The 16,130-nt window shown below is 55.2% G+C and carries 11 protein-coding genes; 6 read left to right on the top strand and 5 right to left on the bottom strand.

The window, feature by feature from the left end; translation table 11 throughout:
* Nucleotides 1-2 precede the first annotated feature (2 nt).
* A complete protein-coding gene (locus tag AAEY27_RS00865) occupies nt 3-830 on the bottom strand; it encodes a protein bax (RefSeq protein ID WP_342323086.1) in 828 nt (275 codons plus the stop codon).
* Between the two features lie 316 nt (nt 831-1,146).
* Between AAEY27_RS00865 and AAEY27_RS00860 the strand changes: the two genes are divergently transcribed.
* The 4 genes from AAEY27_RS00860 (at nt 1,147) to AAEY27_RS00845 (ending at nt 7,932) form a co-directional block, all read left to right on the top strand.
* Nucleotides 1,147-3,183 (top strand): alpha-amylase, encoded by a 2,037-nt coding sequence (locus AAEY27_RS00860; protein ID WP_342323085.1) that lies wholly within the window; start codon nt 1,147-1,149, stop codon nt 3,181-3,183.
* 148 nt (nt 3,184-3,331) lie between these two features.
* Nucleotides 3,332-4,588: a valine--pyruvate transaminase gene (gene avtA, locus AAEY27_RS00855; protein WP_342323084.1), complete on the top strand. Its 1,257-nt coding sequence runs from the start codon at nt 3,332-3,334 to the stop codon at nt 4,586-4,588.
* Between the two features lie 401 nt (nt 4,589-4,989).
* Nucleotides 4,990-6,126: a collagen-like triple helix repeat-containing protein gene (locus tag AAEY27_RS00850; RefSeq protein ID WP_342323083.1), complete on the top strand. Its 1,137-nt coding sequence runs from the start codon at nt 4,990-4,992 to the stop codon at nt 6,124-6,126.
* 87 nt (nt 6,127-6,213) lie between these two features.
* Nucleotides 6,214-7,932: a ShlB/FhaC/HecB family hemolysin secretion/activation protein gene (locus AAEY27_RS00845; RefSeq protein ID WP_342323082.1), complete on the top strand. Its 1,719-nt coding sequence runs from the start codon at nt 6,214-6,216 to the stop codon at nt 7,930-7,932.
* Here AAEY27_RS00845 and AAEY27_RS00840 read toward each other — a convergent pair.
* From AAEY27_RS00840 to AAEY27_RS00825, 4 genes are all read right to left on the bottom strand, one after another.
* Nucleotides 7,924-8,397 carry a 4Fe-4S dicluster domain-containing protein gene (locus tag AAEY27_RS00840; RefSeq protein WP_342323081.1) on the bottom strand — a complete coding sequence of 158 codons (474 nt, stop codon included), beginning with the start codon at nt 8,395-8,397 and terminating at the stop codon, nt 7,924-7,926. The genes AAEY27_RS00845 and AAEY27_RS00840 overlap by 9 nt on opposite strands.
* Before the next feature lie 121 nt (nt 8,398-8,518).
* Complete coding sequence (selB, locus tag AAEY27_RS00835; protein ID WP_342323080.1) at nt 8,519-10,369, bottom strand: selenocysteine-specific translation elongation factor; 1,851 nt, start codon at nt 10,367-10,369, stop codon at nt 8,519-8,521.
* The gene (gene selA, locus AAEY27_RS00830) at nt 10,366-11,742 is read right to left on the bottom strand and encodes an L-seryl-tRNA(Sec) selenium transferase (protein WP_342323079.1); all 1,377 of its coding nucleotides are present in this window, start codon (nt 11,740-11,742) and stop codon (nt 10,366-10,368) included. Before selA ends, selB begins: the two co-directional genes overlap by 4 nt.
* Before the next feature lie 93 nt (nt 11,743-11,835).
* Nucleotides 11,836-12,444, bottom strand: a complete 609-nt coding sequence (locus AAEY27_RS00825; RefSeq protein WP_342323078.1) for a glutathione S-transferase — start codon at nt 12,442-12,444, stop codon at nt 11,836-11,838.
* 306 nt (nt 12,445-12,750) lie between these two features.
* On the opposite strand from AAEY27_RS00825, the gene AAEY27_RS00820 reads away from it, so the two are divergent.
* Together AAEY27_RS00820 and AAEY27_RS00815 are read left to right on the top strand one after the other, a co-directional pair.
* Complete coding sequence (locus AAEY27_RS00820; protein ID WP_342323077.1) at nt 12,751-14,025, top strand: HlyD family secretion protein; 1,275 nt, start codon at nt 12,751-12,753, stop codon at nt 14,023-14,025.
* A complete protein-coding gene (locus AAEY27_RS00815; protein WP_342323076.1) occupies nt 14,018-16,117 on the top strand; it encodes a peptidase domain-containing ABC transporter in 2,100 nt (699 codons plus the stop codon). Before AAEY27_RS00820 ends, AAEY27_RS00815 begins: the two co-directional genes overlap by 8 nt.
* The last annotated feature ends 13 nt before the right edge of the window (nt 16,118-16,130 follow it).

The following is a 16,130-nucleotide window of genomic DNA, read 5'->3' as shown; positions in this document are numbered from 1 at the left end:
GATTACATATGGGCGGCGATTAACTGCTGGTTGTCCTGGTACATAGCAAACAGGTAGTTGTTGTAACTCGCGCCACGGGTTGAGTAACCCTTCAGCTTATGAATCATATTGGTCGCCGTCACTTCCTGGTCTGCCTTGCGCAACTGGGCGCGAGACTTACGGAAAGAGTTGTATGCGGCATGTGTGTTCAGGTTGGTCACGTAAGCGTCTACCGACTCCTGCACGGTCTCAAAGTGAGAGTACCCTTTCACTTTACCTGGCCCGTTTTTACAAGCCCCTTTTGCGCATTTCATGCCGAACAGGTTGTTATTGTTACGCGCCAGTTTGGAGGTACCCCAACCGCTTTCCGCCGCCGCCATGGTAGCGACCATGCTGTCCGGGATAATGTCTACCCGTTCAAGCAGAGTGTTCCACGGAATACGGCGTGTATTGCCAGACCAGCTGATTTTGTAGCGTTTGGCAATATCCTTCAGACGCGTGCGCTCGGCAGGCGACCATTGGCTGTCGTATTGCTTGGTAAGCAACCAGTTACGCTCGGCGGTAATCGCTGAGTTTTTGCTGGTGATATAAGGCATTACTGTCCGGAGAAACGCTTTTTTTCTTGGTGTTCCGGAAGGGTATTTTCGCAAATCAGGAAGTGAACTGCTTTTTACACTATTGCGAGAATACTCTTGTTTACTGCTTGCCTGTTTATTTACGCTTGCCTTAGTGACGTGGGCTTCGTAACTCGTTGTTTCTGTGTGGGTCTTTGCCAGCACTCCACCCGAAAATATCAGGGTGAAAAACATGAGTATCGTCGCCCCAGGTCGTCGCATGGGTATCGATATCATTAGGTCTCCTGGTCGGATATGAACATTCCAACACCTTCTCTTATGCGTGATTTTGCGAGCTGAATCGCAAAGTGTACCAAAACTACCCTGTAAGAGCACGTACAGAAATAATCCAATTCCGAAACCATGTCACGGGTAAACTGCATATAAATTGCACAGCTTTCGATAAATGTGGCTGTTATCGCAAATCCACAGCAACAGTAAGTGCGTTATCGCTCACCCTGAGTTCTCCTCCCTGGCGAGAACGCAAAGAGGATGAGTTAACCACCGCAACAGGCTGGCAAACTGGGGAAAATCGCCGTCACGGGGACATCCGATGAAACACGCCGCTTTTCTGCTGTTGCTGCTGCCAGGCCTTGCTTGCGCCGACTGGTCCGCTACCGGTTTTCCCCCGTTGAGCGATGACGGCACCGGCGTTTGGCGCAGCCAGGCGGCACTGAAAAGAGGATCGCAGCCCATCACCCTGCAACAAGGCCAGCAGTGTTGGCAGCCTGCCAACGGCATCAAACTGAACCAGATGCTCTCGCTGATGCCTTGCAATGACAGCGCGCCACAATGGCGGATTTTCCGCGATGGCGAATACCAGGTGCAGGTCGATACCCGCTCCGGTACACCGACGTTGCTGCTGAGTGTCAAAACGTCAACAACGGAGACTCCCGCCGCTGTTGCGCGCCAGTGCCCGGTTCGCAGTGATAAACCGCTGACCGTGTCGGTGGGTGACACCTTCCCGGAAGGCAGCGTGGTGCGCGATTTTTACAGCCAGCAAACCGCAACCGTGCGCGACGGGAAAATCACCCTGCAACCCGCGCCAGAAAGTGACGGGCTTTTACTGCTGGAAAACGCGCAAACGCAAAGTGCGGCACCGTTTCAATGGCATAACGCCACGGTCTATTTCGTGCTTACCGACCGTTTTGTAAACGGCGATCCGTCGAATGACAACAACTACGGGCGGCACAAAGACGGTATGCAGGAGATCGGCACGTTTCACGGCGGTGATCTGAAAGGCCTGACCAGCAAACTCGATTATTTGCAGCAGCTTGGCGTTAACGCGCTGTGGATAAGCTCGCCGCTGGAGCAGATCCACGGTTGGGTGGGCGGCGGCACCAAAGGCGACTTCCCGCATTACGCGTACCACGGTTATTACACGCTGGACTGGACACGTCTTGACGCCAATATGGGCGACGAAAATGACCTGCGCACATTAGTCGATGAAGCGCACCGGCGCGGCATTCGCGTGCTGTTTGATGTCGTAATGAATCACACCGGCTACGCCACGCTTGCCGATATGCAAACGTATCAGTTTGGCGCGCTGTATCTGAAAGAGGAGGAACGCCAGAAAATCCTCGGCGAGCACTGGACGGACTGGAAACCCGGTGCCGGGCAGAGCTGGCACAGCTTTAATGATTACATCAACTTCAGCGATAAAACGGCGTGGCAAAACTGGTGGGGCAAAAACTGGATCCGCACCGATATTGGCGATTACGACAACCCCGGTTTTGACGATCTGACCCTGTCGCTGTCCTTTTTACCGGATCTGAAAACCGAATCCACCACGCCTTCCGGGCTACCTGTTTTTTATCGCCATAAACCCGATACTGCCGCGCGGGAAATCGCCGGGTACACACCGCGCGATTACCTGACCCACTGGCTGAGCCAATGGGTGCGCGATTACGGCATTGACGGTTTTCGCGTGGATACCGCCAAACATGTCGAACTGGACGCCTGGCAGCAGCTAAAAACGCAGGCGACTCAAGCGCTGGCCGCGTGGAAAAAGGCCAACCCGCAGAAAAAAATCGATGATGCGCCGTTCTGGATGACCGGTGAATCCTGGGGCCACGGCGTTATGCAAAGCGCTTACTACGGCCATGGTTTCGACGCGATGATCAATTTCGATTATCAGGAACAGGCTGCCAGCGCGGTATCTTGCCTCGCCAATATGGACAGTGTCTGGCAGCAAATGGCCGACAAGCTGCAACGCTTTAACATCCTCAGTTATCTTTCGTCGCACGATACGCGCCTGTTCCGCGAAGGCGGCCAGCAAGCGGCGGAACTGTTGTTGCTGGCGCCCGGCGCGGTGCAGATCTTTTACGGCGACGAATCCGCACGTCCCTTTGGCGCAACCGGATCGGATCCTTTGCAAGGCACGCGATCGGACATGAACTGGGACGATCTGAACGGCAAAGCCGCCGCCAGCCTGCGCCACTGGCAAACGTTGGGCCAGTTCCGCGCGCGCCACCCCGCGCTCGGCGCAGGTAAGCAAACCACGCTTGATTTACCGCAGGGTTACGGTTTTGTTCGCGAACACGGCGAGGACAAAGTGATGGTCGTCTGGGCCGGGCTGGCGCCGCGCTGAGTGATAAAGCAAATTTCAGGACATTATTCTGTAAAATCAGAATTTCCAGGAACTAACGGGGATAAACTCCGCCGAAGCGTGATTTGCACCCCGCCGTTGAGAGCGCTATGGTTAGCCACTTTGACCCGCAGCCCGACAGGCAGTAGCAATGACATTTTCACTTTTCGGCGACAAATTTACCCGCCACTCAGGCATTACGCGCCTGATGGAGGATCTCAACGACGGTTTACGCACCCCTGGCGCCATCATGCTTGGCGGCGGAAACCCGGCACAAATCCCGGCCATGACCGATTACTTCCACAACCTGCTCCAGGAGATGGTGGAAAACGGCAAAGCGACTGATGCGCTGTGCAATTATGACGGCCCGCAAGGCAAAACCGAGCTATTAACGGCCCTGGCCGCTATGCTTCGTGAAGAATTAGGTTGGGATATTGAACCGCAGAATATTGCACTGACAAACGGCAGCCAGAGCGCGTTTTTCTACTTGTTCAATCTGTTTGCTGGCCGCCGCGCCGATGGAAGCTCCAGAAAAGTGCTGTTCCCGCTGGCGCCGGAGTACATTGGCTACGCCGATTCCGGGCTAGAAGAGGATTTGTTCGTCTCGGCGCGCCCGAATATCGAACTGCTACCGGAAGGCCAGTTCAAATATCACGTCGATTTCGAACATCTGCACATTGGCGAAGAGACCGGCATGATTTGCGTCTCGCGCCCCACCAACCCAACGGGCAACGTCATCACCGACGAAGAGTTGATGAAGCTGGATGTGCTGGCCAATCAACACAACATTCCGTTGGTTATTGATAACGCCTACGGCGTGCCCTTCCCTGGCATTATCTTTAGCGAAGCGCGCCCGTTGTGGAACCCGAATATCATTCTCTGCATGAGCTTATCGAAGCTGGGCCTGCCGGGCAGCCGCTGCGGCATTATCATCGCCAATGACAAAGTTATCTCCGCGATCCGTAATATGAACGGCATTATTAGCCTGGCACCTGGCGGCATCGGGCCTGCCATGATGTGCGAGATGATCAACCGTAATGATCTGCTGCGCCTGTCCGAAGAGGTGATCAAGCCGTTTTACTACCAGCGGGTGCAGGAAACTATCGCCACGCTGCGCCGTTATCTCCCGGAGGAGCGCTGCCTGATTCACAAACCTGAGGGCGCCATTTTCCTCTGGCTGTGGTTTAAAGATCTGCCGATCAGCACCGAGCTGCTGTATCAGCGCCTGAAAAAACGCGGCGTGCTGATGGTGCCGGGCAACTACTTCTTCCCTGGCCTTGATAAACCCTGGCCGCACACGCATCAGTGCATGCGGATGAACTACGTGCCAGAACCGGACCTGATCGAAGCGGGAGTGAAAATCCTTGCCGAAGAAATTGAGAAGGCCTGGCAAGAACACAGCGCCTGAAATTAAAAATCAAGCCATCGTCATGATGGCTTTTTTATCGTCAAATGATTAACTACACGAACATTGCGGCTATTTAAAATAGCGTGATGTTTTTTCATGGATATATTCTGCAGAATAAAATTAATGCGTTTAACAAATATTAATGGCGTGACGCGTCGCGTTATTCAAATCGTAAAGAAAATAGCTTTAATTAAAAGAAGTTAGCTACAACGCACGCTTGGCAGTAATGCATATCTTATTGAAAATAAAAATATATTATACGAACACCTGTTAAATTTTTAGGAATAATCATAATTTTGCAATTTTTTGCAAAATATTAACAGGTCGACATTGCCGGTCCGAAAATGCGACTTACACTTTTTAATACGCCGTCCGGCGTTTTTATTCAGTGGAGTCTCATTATGGCTACTAATAAAATTAGCCACCTCAATGTCATTGCGGTGGCGGTACTTCTCGCTTTCTCATTATCAGCCTGTAGCGGGAGTGGCGGCGGATCCCATTCGTCAGCCAATAACGACCCAACCACCGGTACTGACTCTTCAGGCTCCACCGGAAGCGGTTCTGATGGAAGTACTGCCGGGAATGGCAGCAGCGGTGGCAACAATGGCACGGACGGCACAGGGGGGACAGACGGTGGTTCAACCGCCTCCACTTCTGCCGTCAGCACGCTGATCAGCGACACCGGTTCGACCGTCAACAGCGTCGGCGGCACATTGTCCAGCCTCGGCAGCCAGTTACCGAACGACAACCCGGTGACCTCGACCGTTTCCACCACCGTCAGTGGTCTTGGCGCCGCCGTTGAAACGGCCGGTAACGGGGTCGCGAGCGGTATCGGCGATCCTGACAACCCGAACGGCGTCGGCACGACCGTACAAGGCGCGACCAACACCCTCGCGGTAGTCGGTAACACCGTTTCCAGTGTCGGTACCAACCTCGCCAGCACGACTGCGAACTCTCGTCTTAGCCCGGTGACCGCCGCCGCGGGCGCGATCGTTGACAGTACCGGCCAGGTGGTGACCACCACCGGCAACTCGCTGACCAATGTGGTCGCCAGCCCCGATGTGGCGCGTGTCACTACGGGCGCAACAACGCTTGTGAACAACACCGTCGGCGGCGTGGAACGCGTGACGCAAGGCGTCGGCACCAAAACCGGACTCGGCACACCGGTCAATAATCTGCTGACCACTGTGGGCAACGGCGTGAGCGGTGTGGGCACTAACATCAGCGGCAGCAATTCCGGCCTGAATGGCGTCGGCCAGGTGGTGCAAAATGTCGGCCAGACCGTCACGGACGTTGGCGGGTTAGTGAAACCGACAACCACATCGGGCAGCACAGCCAGCAACGGCGGCATTTCAGCGGATGCGTCAGTTGATGCCAACAAAACCGGCGTGCTGGCGAATGTGAATACCACCGTCAATAGCCTGACCGCCGGGTTAACGGCGGGCGTGACAAGCAATACCAACACCAGTGGAACCACCACCAGCCCGACCGGCGGTTTGTCCGGTCTGGTTGGCGGCATTCTAAGACCCGCTCAGTAATCAGTACTTTTGTGCCCCCGCCTGGGGGCACCTCTTCACAGCAACACTTTCGCCCTCCCGTGGAGGGAACATCAAAGGGACGACGTGATGAAACGCCCATTTTGCGCCGTAGTGCTGTGCACTGCTTTGCTGGCCATTGCCCGCGCGGATACGCTGCCTTCGATTGTCGATTCGGCCAATCCGTCGAAGCCGTCGAAAAATATCCCTGAACCGAATGCCGAACCTGCCCCTGCGCCCAAAGTGACGGTTGCGAAACCCGACAGCACACTGACGCCAGAAACCCCAGTGCTGGTGAAACATATCCAGTTTATCGGTGGCACGGTCTACCCATTGAAATCGCTGCTTATTCCCTTTGCGCCCTACGCCAACAAAACGGTGCCGCTCAAAACCATCATCGACCTCGCCAATGCGATCACCGCACGTTATCGCGAGGATGGCTACCCGCTCTCTTACGCCTGGCTGCCGGATAATAATTTTCACGGTGGCACGATAAAAATCATTCTGGTGGAGGGCTATATCGCACGCAGCAACATCAAAAGCGACAACGCGAACAGTGCGGAACGCTTAAAACGCCTGGCGAAAAAGGTGATGGATGAAAAGCCGCTGTCGCAGGACACGTTTGATCGCTACAGCCAACTAATGACGCGCACGCCCGGCACGAAAGTCGACGTTAACGCGCAATTGCCGAAAAACATTTACGGCGCCGCCGTGATGCAAGCCATCGCCACCCAGCCGCATATTTGGGATATCTCTTCAACGCTGGACACCCGCAAAGGGCAGAACCTGGCGCTGGTTAACGGCTCGCTAAGCAACCTCACAAGTTATGGCGATCAACTTGGCATCGCCGCGTTTTTGCCGCTCGGTAAGCGCAGCGAACAGCGCTATCTCGGCATGAACTATCAGCAGTTTCTCAACGACGAAGGGCTGAGCATGCAGGTGAAAGGTAGCCTTTATCGCGATGACCCAAACGACTACGATCCCCTGCTCTACTTGCCTGGCGGTATTGCGGTCGATGCGCGGCAAAAAAGCACGCAATACAACGGCGGCATCAGTTTTGGTTACCCGCTGTTGCTGACCCGGCAAAAACAGGTCAGCGTTTTAGGTGGCGTGGATTATACGGACAGGCGCAATGACTACCGCCTGCGGGCGCGCGGTTTTGGGCAAACGCGCGATCTCGGCGAGCAGAGACAGAACACCCGCTACCCGGCGCTGGAATTCGGGGTGAGCGGTTTTCGTGGTTTCGAGAAAACGAGCCTCGCGGGGAACCTGACCTTGCGCCAGGGGATCGACGGCGCGGGTGCGGACACCTCACCCGGCAGCGGCATTGATTTGGATTTTACGCGCTGGAAAGCCACAGTCGACGCCGCCTGGTTGCCCGCCGAAACATGGCGTTTATCCACCTCGCTGGAAGGCGACTGGTCGGATAATAATTTGCCCGAAGCGGAACGCACCAACTTTGGCGCACAACGTTTCGGGCGCGGTTATCAGGACGGCGAAGCGAGCGGCGATTATGGTTATGGCGGCCAGCTTGAACTGCGTTACTTGCATATGCGCAAAGAGAGCAAGTGGCTGGCGACCGTGCAGCCGTACATTCTGGCGGACAGCGCGCGCACCAGGTTCAACCAACCGGGTTACCGGCAGCAGCGTTTGAGCTCCGTTGCCGCCGGGGTCATGTTCGGGGATAACCGCCACTACTCGTTGTCGCTGGAGGCGGCGCGCCCCACCGGCGATAAACCCTACGACAGCGATAAACGCAGTTGGCGCTACAGCCTGACGGTGACATGGAATTTTAACGATTTAAATTAGCAGGCTTTGCAGGCGAGTTTCGCGCAGCCGCGCAGGGCTTACACACTGAATCGCCTTGGTCGGGCAGGCGTCGACGCAGGCCGGGCCGTTTTCGCGGTGCTGGCACAAATCGCACTTCAGCGCCTGCGCCCGCTCATTCATCACCGTGACCTGCATGGCGCCAAATGGGCAGGCGATCATGCAACTTTTACAGCCAATACAGCGGGATTGTTCAACGATGACCGCGCCATTTTGCGGGCTGATGGCACCGACCGGGCAAACCCGGGCGCAGGGCGCATCTTCACAATGATGACAGGTGACCGCCGTAGAAAATGCGCCGGTTTTCACGACGCGAATGCGGGCGGAGAAGGTCGCGGGGGTGACGACGGAACAGTCCTGATTGTCTTCATGCGAGACCACACAGGCCACTTCACAGGTACGGCAGCCGATGCATTTTGCCGGGTCGGCGATGATAAATCGGTTCATTGTCTACTCCGCCTGAATGCCAAAAACGCGAGAGTGCCAGAAAAAACCGTGGCCGCGCTTTGATCGCGGCAGGGAAAGTCGCCAGATTTGTCATTCGCATAAACATTTCTGGCGAGATGCCTTAACCCTTTTCGTGAACAAATAACGCTTTGTCGCGCAAGATATGGTCGTTGCCACGCCGACGGGTAAAGCCAATGCGGTCAAAGTATTCGAGGATCTGAATCGCCAGTTTGCGCCCGACATTTAACGTATCGCGGAAATCCGCCGCGCTGGTCGATCCGCGCGCCTCGTCCAGATCGCGGATCATGCTGGCGAAGGTGACAATGCGATCGTTGCGGTAGTACCGGTCTTTGACGATCGCGGTGATCAACCCCTGCTGCGCCGCCTGACGCAATACGCTGCGCATCATCTGTTCGTCAACGCCGGTTTCCCGCGCCAGGTCGCGCACCCACCAGGGTTCATCGCCAAACAACCCAGCCACTTTTTCCCACAGCTGCGCCTGTTCATCGCTAAAGCCCGCTTTGTGATCCGGCAGATGCAGCCAGCCGTGATGGCTGTGGATATCGCCGCTTTCGCGCATGCGTTCAATCAGCGTTAACACCAGCGCTTCGTCTTCCATCGGCAAGGCCATGCGCCGCAAACGCTCGCGCCCTGGACCGGGCTCATCACGGTGCTGCTGATGGTAAATCGCCAGGGTTTCCAGCAATTTGCGCTGCCAGCATGCCGCTACGGGCGCATCCAGCAGGTTATTCCCGGCACGAATAAAACGCGGGTTATCCAACAACGCGTTCAGCCCGCTGGTGCTTAACTGCCGCGCCCAGCCAAATTCACTGAGATCGACCGCACCGCGCGATAAATGCACCGACAGCGCCTGCGCATCGTCAGCGGCCTGCGCCAACTCCGCTATCCATTGCAAATAATCGGCTTTGCGTTTGCCGCGCCGTGGCGAGTTCAGCGTGACGACGCGCCCGCCCGCAAGCGTGGTGCGCGCGGAGATATCGCGCAGCACCAGACGATCGTTATCCGCCAGCCACAGCGGCGTATCCAGCACCAGCTCCGCCAGATCATTTTCCAGCAGCGACACGCGCCCGGTGACATGGCTGGCTGCGTGGTGAATATGTAAAGGCTGCCACTGGGTCAGCGGCGTATGGCTTTGCACGGCGACAATCACGCGCTCGGTCGGCACCGGCGGCTCCTGTGACAACAGCCAGTCGCCCCGATTTAGCGCCTCTTTTTCGGCGTCACCGGCAATGTTCAGCGCAATTCGCTGCCCGGCGTGCGCATGGTCAACGGGCTGGTTCTGCGCATGCAAACCGCGCACACGCATCGGCTTATTCACGCCAGTCAGCCACAAGGTGTCGCCCACGCGCACGTCGCCGGAAAGCGCCGTTCCGGTCACCACCAGCCCTGCGCCTTTAACGGTAAATGCGCGATCAAGCGCCAACCGGAAACGCTGATGCTCCGGGTGCGTGCGCTCCGGCAACTGCAACAGATGCTCGCGCAATTCAGCAATGCCGCGCTGCTCGGTGGCGGCGGTGACAAACAGCGTCGCCTGCGGATAACCAAAGGCCTGCAAGGTGTTTTCCACCTCGTCGCGCACTTGCGCGATGCGCGCCTCATCCACGCGATCGGCTTTGGTCAACGCCACGGTCAGCGCCGGGTTGCCGGTCAATTGCAAAATAGCCAGATGCTCACGAGTTTGCGCCATCACGCCATCGTCGCAGGCCACCACCAGCAGCGCATGATCGATACCGCCGACGCCCGCCAGCATATTGGAAAGGAACTTCTCGTGCCCTGGCACATCGATAAAGCCCGGCACGCGACCGTCCGGCTGCGGCCAGTAGGCATAGCCAAGATCGATAGTCATGCCGCGCCGTTTCTCTTCCGGCAAACGGTCGGCATTCACGCCAGTAATGGCCTCAATCAGGGTCGTTTTGCCGTGGTCGACATGCCCGGCAGTGGCGATAATCATTTCAGCAACATCTCCAACAAGCGGGATTCATCATCAAGACAGCGACAGTCCAGCCACAGGCGGCCATCGTAAATACGGCCAATCACCGGCTGCGGCAGCGCCCGCCACTGCGTTGCCAGCGTTTCCAGCCGACGACCACTGCCGTCATGCGGGGTAAAAGTTAACGCCGCGCCCGGCAACCGATCCACAGGCAGCGAACCACTGCCGATTTGCGACAAGCACGGCTCCACGCGCACAGCGAATTCAGGGTAATGCGCTGCCAGTGCGCGGCATAGACGTTGCGCCTGCTCGCGGATTTCCGGCTCCGGACGCGTCAGATAACGCAGCGTCGGCAAGTTTTGCGGCAGTTTTTCCGGGTGCAGATAAAGACGCAACGTGGCTTCCAGCGCCGCCAGCGTCATTTTGTCTGCCCGCAATGCACGTTTGAGCGGGTGCTGCTGCAACTGGGCAATCAGCGCTTTTTTCCCGACGATAATCCCGGCCTGCGGGCCGCCGAGCAGTTTATCACCGGAGAAACTCACCAGGCTGACGCCTGCGGCAATCAGTGCTTGTGGCATCGGCTCGTGCGGCAAACCATATTGGCTCAGATCCACCAGCGAACCGCTGCCAAGATCGACCACCACCGGCAAGCCCGCATCTTGCGCCAGCGCCACCAGCGCCGCTTCATCCACCGCTTTGGTGAAGCCTTCAATATGATAATTGCTGGTGTGAACTTTCATCAGCAGCGCAGTATTGTCATTGATCGCCTGGCGGTAATCTTTGGCATGTGTGCGATTGGTGGTGCCCACTTCATGCAGCACGCAGCCCGCCTGGCGCATCACATCCGGGATGCGAAACGCGCCGCCAATTTCGACCAACTCGCCGCGCGAAACCACCACTTCACGCCCTGCCGCCGTTGCCGCCAGCATCAGCAGCACCGCCGCCGCGTTGTTATTGACGATGCAGGCGTCTTCCGCGCCGGTCAGTTGGCAGAGCAACGCCGCCAGCGCGCGATCGCGATGCCCGCGCCCGGCGCCGTCGAGATCGTATTCCAGCGTGACGGGCGAACCCATCACTTGCGTGACTGCCTCAATGGCCGCCTGCGACTGCACCGCGCGGCCTAAATTGGTGTGCAACACCGTGCCGCTAAGGTTGAACACCGGGCGCAGCGCACTGCTGTTGCTCAATTCCAGACGCGAAAGCGTGGCCTGCGCCCAGTCCTGACACCAGTCGGGCAGCGCCTGGGCGTGACGAATCTGTTCGCGCGCCTCGTCCTGCAACTGGCGGAGCGTTTGAGTCACGCGGCTGTGACCGAAAGTGGTTAATAACGTGGCGAACGCCTCGTCACGTAACAAGCGGTCGGTAGAAGGGATCTGGCTATAAAGAGTTGTCATGAAATGGCCCGTCTGTGGGTTTGCCCCCTCCCGTCAGGGGGATTGACGTGAGGGGATTGTACAGCGACTTTCATCAGGCGGACATATGGGTCATCAAGCCTTTGGCGGTTCAGTGCGCGCGAAGCTCTCGCGCTGGAACAGATTTTCCACCAGCTTCACCAACAATGGGCGATCAACGCACCAGCCCGGCGAGACACGGCGGAAGTTGAGATAACTAATGGCGCAGGCAATGGCGATGGTCGCCAGGTTCAGTTCATCAACGCGCAGCGTGCCGTCTTGCAGGTAGCTTTCCAGCGCATCCAGCCCGCGCGCCACTTTTTCGCGCTGGCGCAGCAGTTCGGTTTCCGATTGTTGCTCAACCGGGCGCGCCAGCTCGCGCACGGAGACCAACGAGGCGTCCATGATGCCGTCAGCCAATGCTTCCAGTTGGCGGATTTTAAGCGCCGCTTTCGGCTCGGTGGGCAACATGGCGGGCGCAATACCCAGCAAATCAATGTATTCCGCGATAATTGGCGAGTCGTACCAGACTTCGCCTTCGTCGGTTACCAGCGCGGGCACTTTGCCAAGCGGGTTGTATTGCCCCACGCCATTGACGGCGTTGTAGGGCTGCTCATTAATAAATTCGAAGGTGATACCTTTTTCCAGCAGTATCACGGAGATTTTGCGTACAAAAGGGCTGGTGTAGCTGCCAATCAGTTTCATAGCCTTGTCCTTTAGGTTTTATCGCAGGGATTAAAAAGAGTGTACGTTAAGCGCCATCTTTGTACAGCCACCGCCGCTGCATATATCTCGGAATAGTTATAGAAGAATTAAAAACCCTTTCAGAAACACAAAGTGATTCAGTATTATTACGCCGCCGTAAAAAGCGTATTTTATTAATGACTAAGCATTGCCATTAAATATTCATTTCGCAAATAACAGATCTATTTCAGAGCAGTCATAAATTAGGGAAACGCCATCCTGTTATCTCAGGATCGCGAGCCGTTTTTTAACTAAGGAAAGGTTGAGATGTTTCGACGAGAAGCGTTAGAAAATAGAAAAATGCGATGGCGCGGACGCGCTATTTTACTGCCCGGCATTCCAGTCTGGCTGACAATATCCGGCTGTACGCTTTTTATTGTGGCGTTCTTATTATTTGTTATCACAGGCACATATACTCGGCGCGTGAATGTCACTGGCGAAATTACCACCTTGCCGAGAGCTATCAATATTTCATCCGGGGTTCAGGGGTTTATCGTTAAGCAATTTGTCTCCGGCGGGCAAGCCATCAAAAAAGGCGATCCGGTTTATTTGGTTGACGTCAGCAAAAGTACTCGCAACGGGATTGTTAATGAAAATCAACGAAATGAGATTTCCAGCCAGTTAACGCGGCTGGACGAAATGATTGCGCTTTTGCAAGAGAATAAAAAAAACACGCTTGCCTCGCTGGAACAGCAGAAAAGTCATTATGCCGATGCATTAGCGCGCTCCTCGGCGATTATTAAACGCGCGGAAAATGGCATCAAAATCATGAAAGAGAATATGGATAATTATCGCCAATATCATGAGCGCGGGTTAATTAATAAAGATCAACTGACCAACCAAATTGCCCTTTATTATCAACAACACAATAATTTTCTTAACCTAAGCGGGCAGAATGAACAGAATGCCTTGCAGGTCGATACGCTCACCAGCCAAATGCGCACACAGGCGACAGAGTTTGATAATCGGATTAATCAACTCGAATTACAGCGTTATGAATTGCGCAAAGAATTAGTGAATACCGATGCCAATGGCGAGGTAATTGTTCGTGCGTTATCCGCCGGAAAAATTGATTCATTAAGCGTAACGGTCGGACAGATGGTCAACCCTGGCGACAGCCTGGCACAGATAATTCCTGAAAAAATTGTCGAGCATTATCTGGTCGTTTGGGTACCCAATGACGCGCGGCCTTATATTTCCCAGGGCGATAGGGTCAATGTCCGCTACGACGCGTTTCCCGCTGAGAAGTTCGGACAATTTTCCGCCACCATTACCGCATTAGCAAAGACACCAGCCTCCCATCAAGAAATGGCGAGCTACCACGGTGCGCCGCAAAGCACTGCGGGCACATCCGTTCCCTATTACAAAGTGCAGGTAAAACTCGATAAGCAAGCGATCGGCTATGCCGGCAAAAACATGGCACTGCAAAACGGCATGAAAGCGCAGATCACCCTGTTTCTGGAAAAAAGGAAAATATACCAATGGATGCTTTCACCGTTTTACGACATGAAGCACAGCGTAGCGGGGCCGATCAATGCTTAACAAAATGACCTTTCGCGCAATCATCAACAAACTGGATTTAGGCTTACGCCAGCGCGTGCCTGTCGTGCATCAAACAGAATCCTCAGAGTGCGGGTTGGCCTGTGTCGCCATGGTTTGCGGCTTTTATGGCAAAAACATCGACCTGATTTCACTTCGCCAACAATTCAATCTCTCCGCGCGGGGATCTACGCTGGGCGGTTTGACGGGCATCACCGCACAACTGGGCATGGCGACGCGGGCGTTAACCCTTGATTTGCATGAGATCAGCGCGCTCAAAACGCCGTGCATTTTGCATTGGGACTTTAACCATTTTGTGGTGCTGGTGAGCGTGCGCGGCAACCGCTTTGTGATTCACGACCCGGCGCGCGGGCGCCGAACCGTCGGGCTGGCGGAAATGTCGCAAAACTTTACCGGCGTCGCACTTGAGGCCTGGCCAGGCAGCGAATTCAAAGCGGAAACGGTAAAAAACATGCTGAGCCTGAGAACACTGATTGGCAGCGTGCATGGTCTGAAGAGCACGCTGATGAAGGTATTCTGCCTGTCTGTGGTGATAGAAAGCATCAACCTGGTGATGCCGATCGGCACGCAATTGGTGATGGACCACGCCCTTCCCGCTGGCGATCGTGGCCTGTTAACACTTATTTGCGCCGGGTTGATGTTCTTTATCTTGCTGCGTTCGGCCATCAGCATGCTGCGCGCCTGGACATCGTTGGTGATGGGAACGCTTATCGATGTGCAGTGGCAATCAGGGCTGTTTCGGCATTTGTTGCAGTTGCCGTTGGGCTATTTTGAACGGCGCAAAATGGGCGATGTCCATTCCCGTTTTGGTTCTCTGGATTCCCTACGCACCACATTCACCACAAGCGTAGTCGGCGCGATTATCGATGGCGTGATGGTCATTGGCGTGCTGATTATGCTGGTGCTTTATGGCAGTTGGCTAACCTGGGTGGTGCTCGGCTTTACCTCTATTTATGTGCTGATACGCATTTTGACCTACCGCTATTATCGGCAACTTTCGGAAGAGCGGCTGATCAGAAACGCCCGCGCAACCTCCTACTTTATGGAAACGTTGTACGGCATCGCGACGGTCAAGATGCAGGGCATGGGCGAACGCCGGGGCGCACATTGGTTGAACCTGAAAATTGACGCCATCAATACCGGCATCCGGGTTAGCAAAATGGATATGCTTTTCGGGGGTATCAATACCTTTATTACCGCCTGCGATCAGATAGTGATTTTGTGGCTAGGTTCCAGCCTGGTGATCGGTAACGAGATGACCATCGGGATGTTTGTGGCGTTCGGCGTATTTCGCGGGCAATTCTCCGATCGCGTCTCTTCCCTGACCAACTTTTTGCTCCAGCTACGGATGATGACGCTGCACAACGAACGTATCGCCGATATTGCGCTGCATGAGCAGGAAGCCAAAAAGCCGGACATGGCAATAGAAGCGGAAACCGGGGCGCTCGCACTGGAAACGCGAAATCTTAGCTACCGCTATGATAGCCAGTCGGCACCCGTGTTTAGCAATCTCAGCATTAGCATTCAACCCGGCGAGAGCGTGGCGATAACGGGCGTGTCAGGTGCGGGAAAAACGACATTGATGAAAGTGCTCTGCGGGTTATCAATGCCGGATGCGGGCGTAGTGCTGGCAAACGGTACCGATATCCAGCAACTCGGGGTGAACAATTATCACAAGATGATTGCCAGCGTGATGCAGGACGACCGGCTCTTTTCGGGTTCCCTTCGCGAGAATATTTGCGGTTTTACGGAACAGATGGATGACAACTGGATGGTAGAGTGCGCGAAAGCGAGCTATATCCATGATGTTATTATGAAAATGCCAATGGGCTATGAAACGCTGATCGGTGAACTGGGTGAAGGGCTTTCCGGCGGGCAAAAGCAGCGTTTATTTATTGCGCGCGCGCTATACCGCAAACCGAAAATTCTTTTTATGGATGAAGCGACCAGCGCGCTGGACAGTATCAGCGAAGGATTTGTGAATCAGGCAATAAAACAATTGAACATTACCCGCGTTATTATTGCTCATCGCGAATCCACAATTCTGCTCGCCGATAGAATCATTACGATGTGAAAAATAAAAGCAC

The sequence above is a fragment of the Kosakonia sp. BYX6 genome (assembly GCF_038449125.1).
GTDB classification, from domain to species: domain Bacteria; phylum Pseudomonadota; class Gammaproteobacteria; order Enterobacterales; family Enterobacteriaceae; genus Kosakonia; species Kosakonia calanthes.
This window is presented reverse-complemented; position numbering and strand designations above follow the sequence as displayed.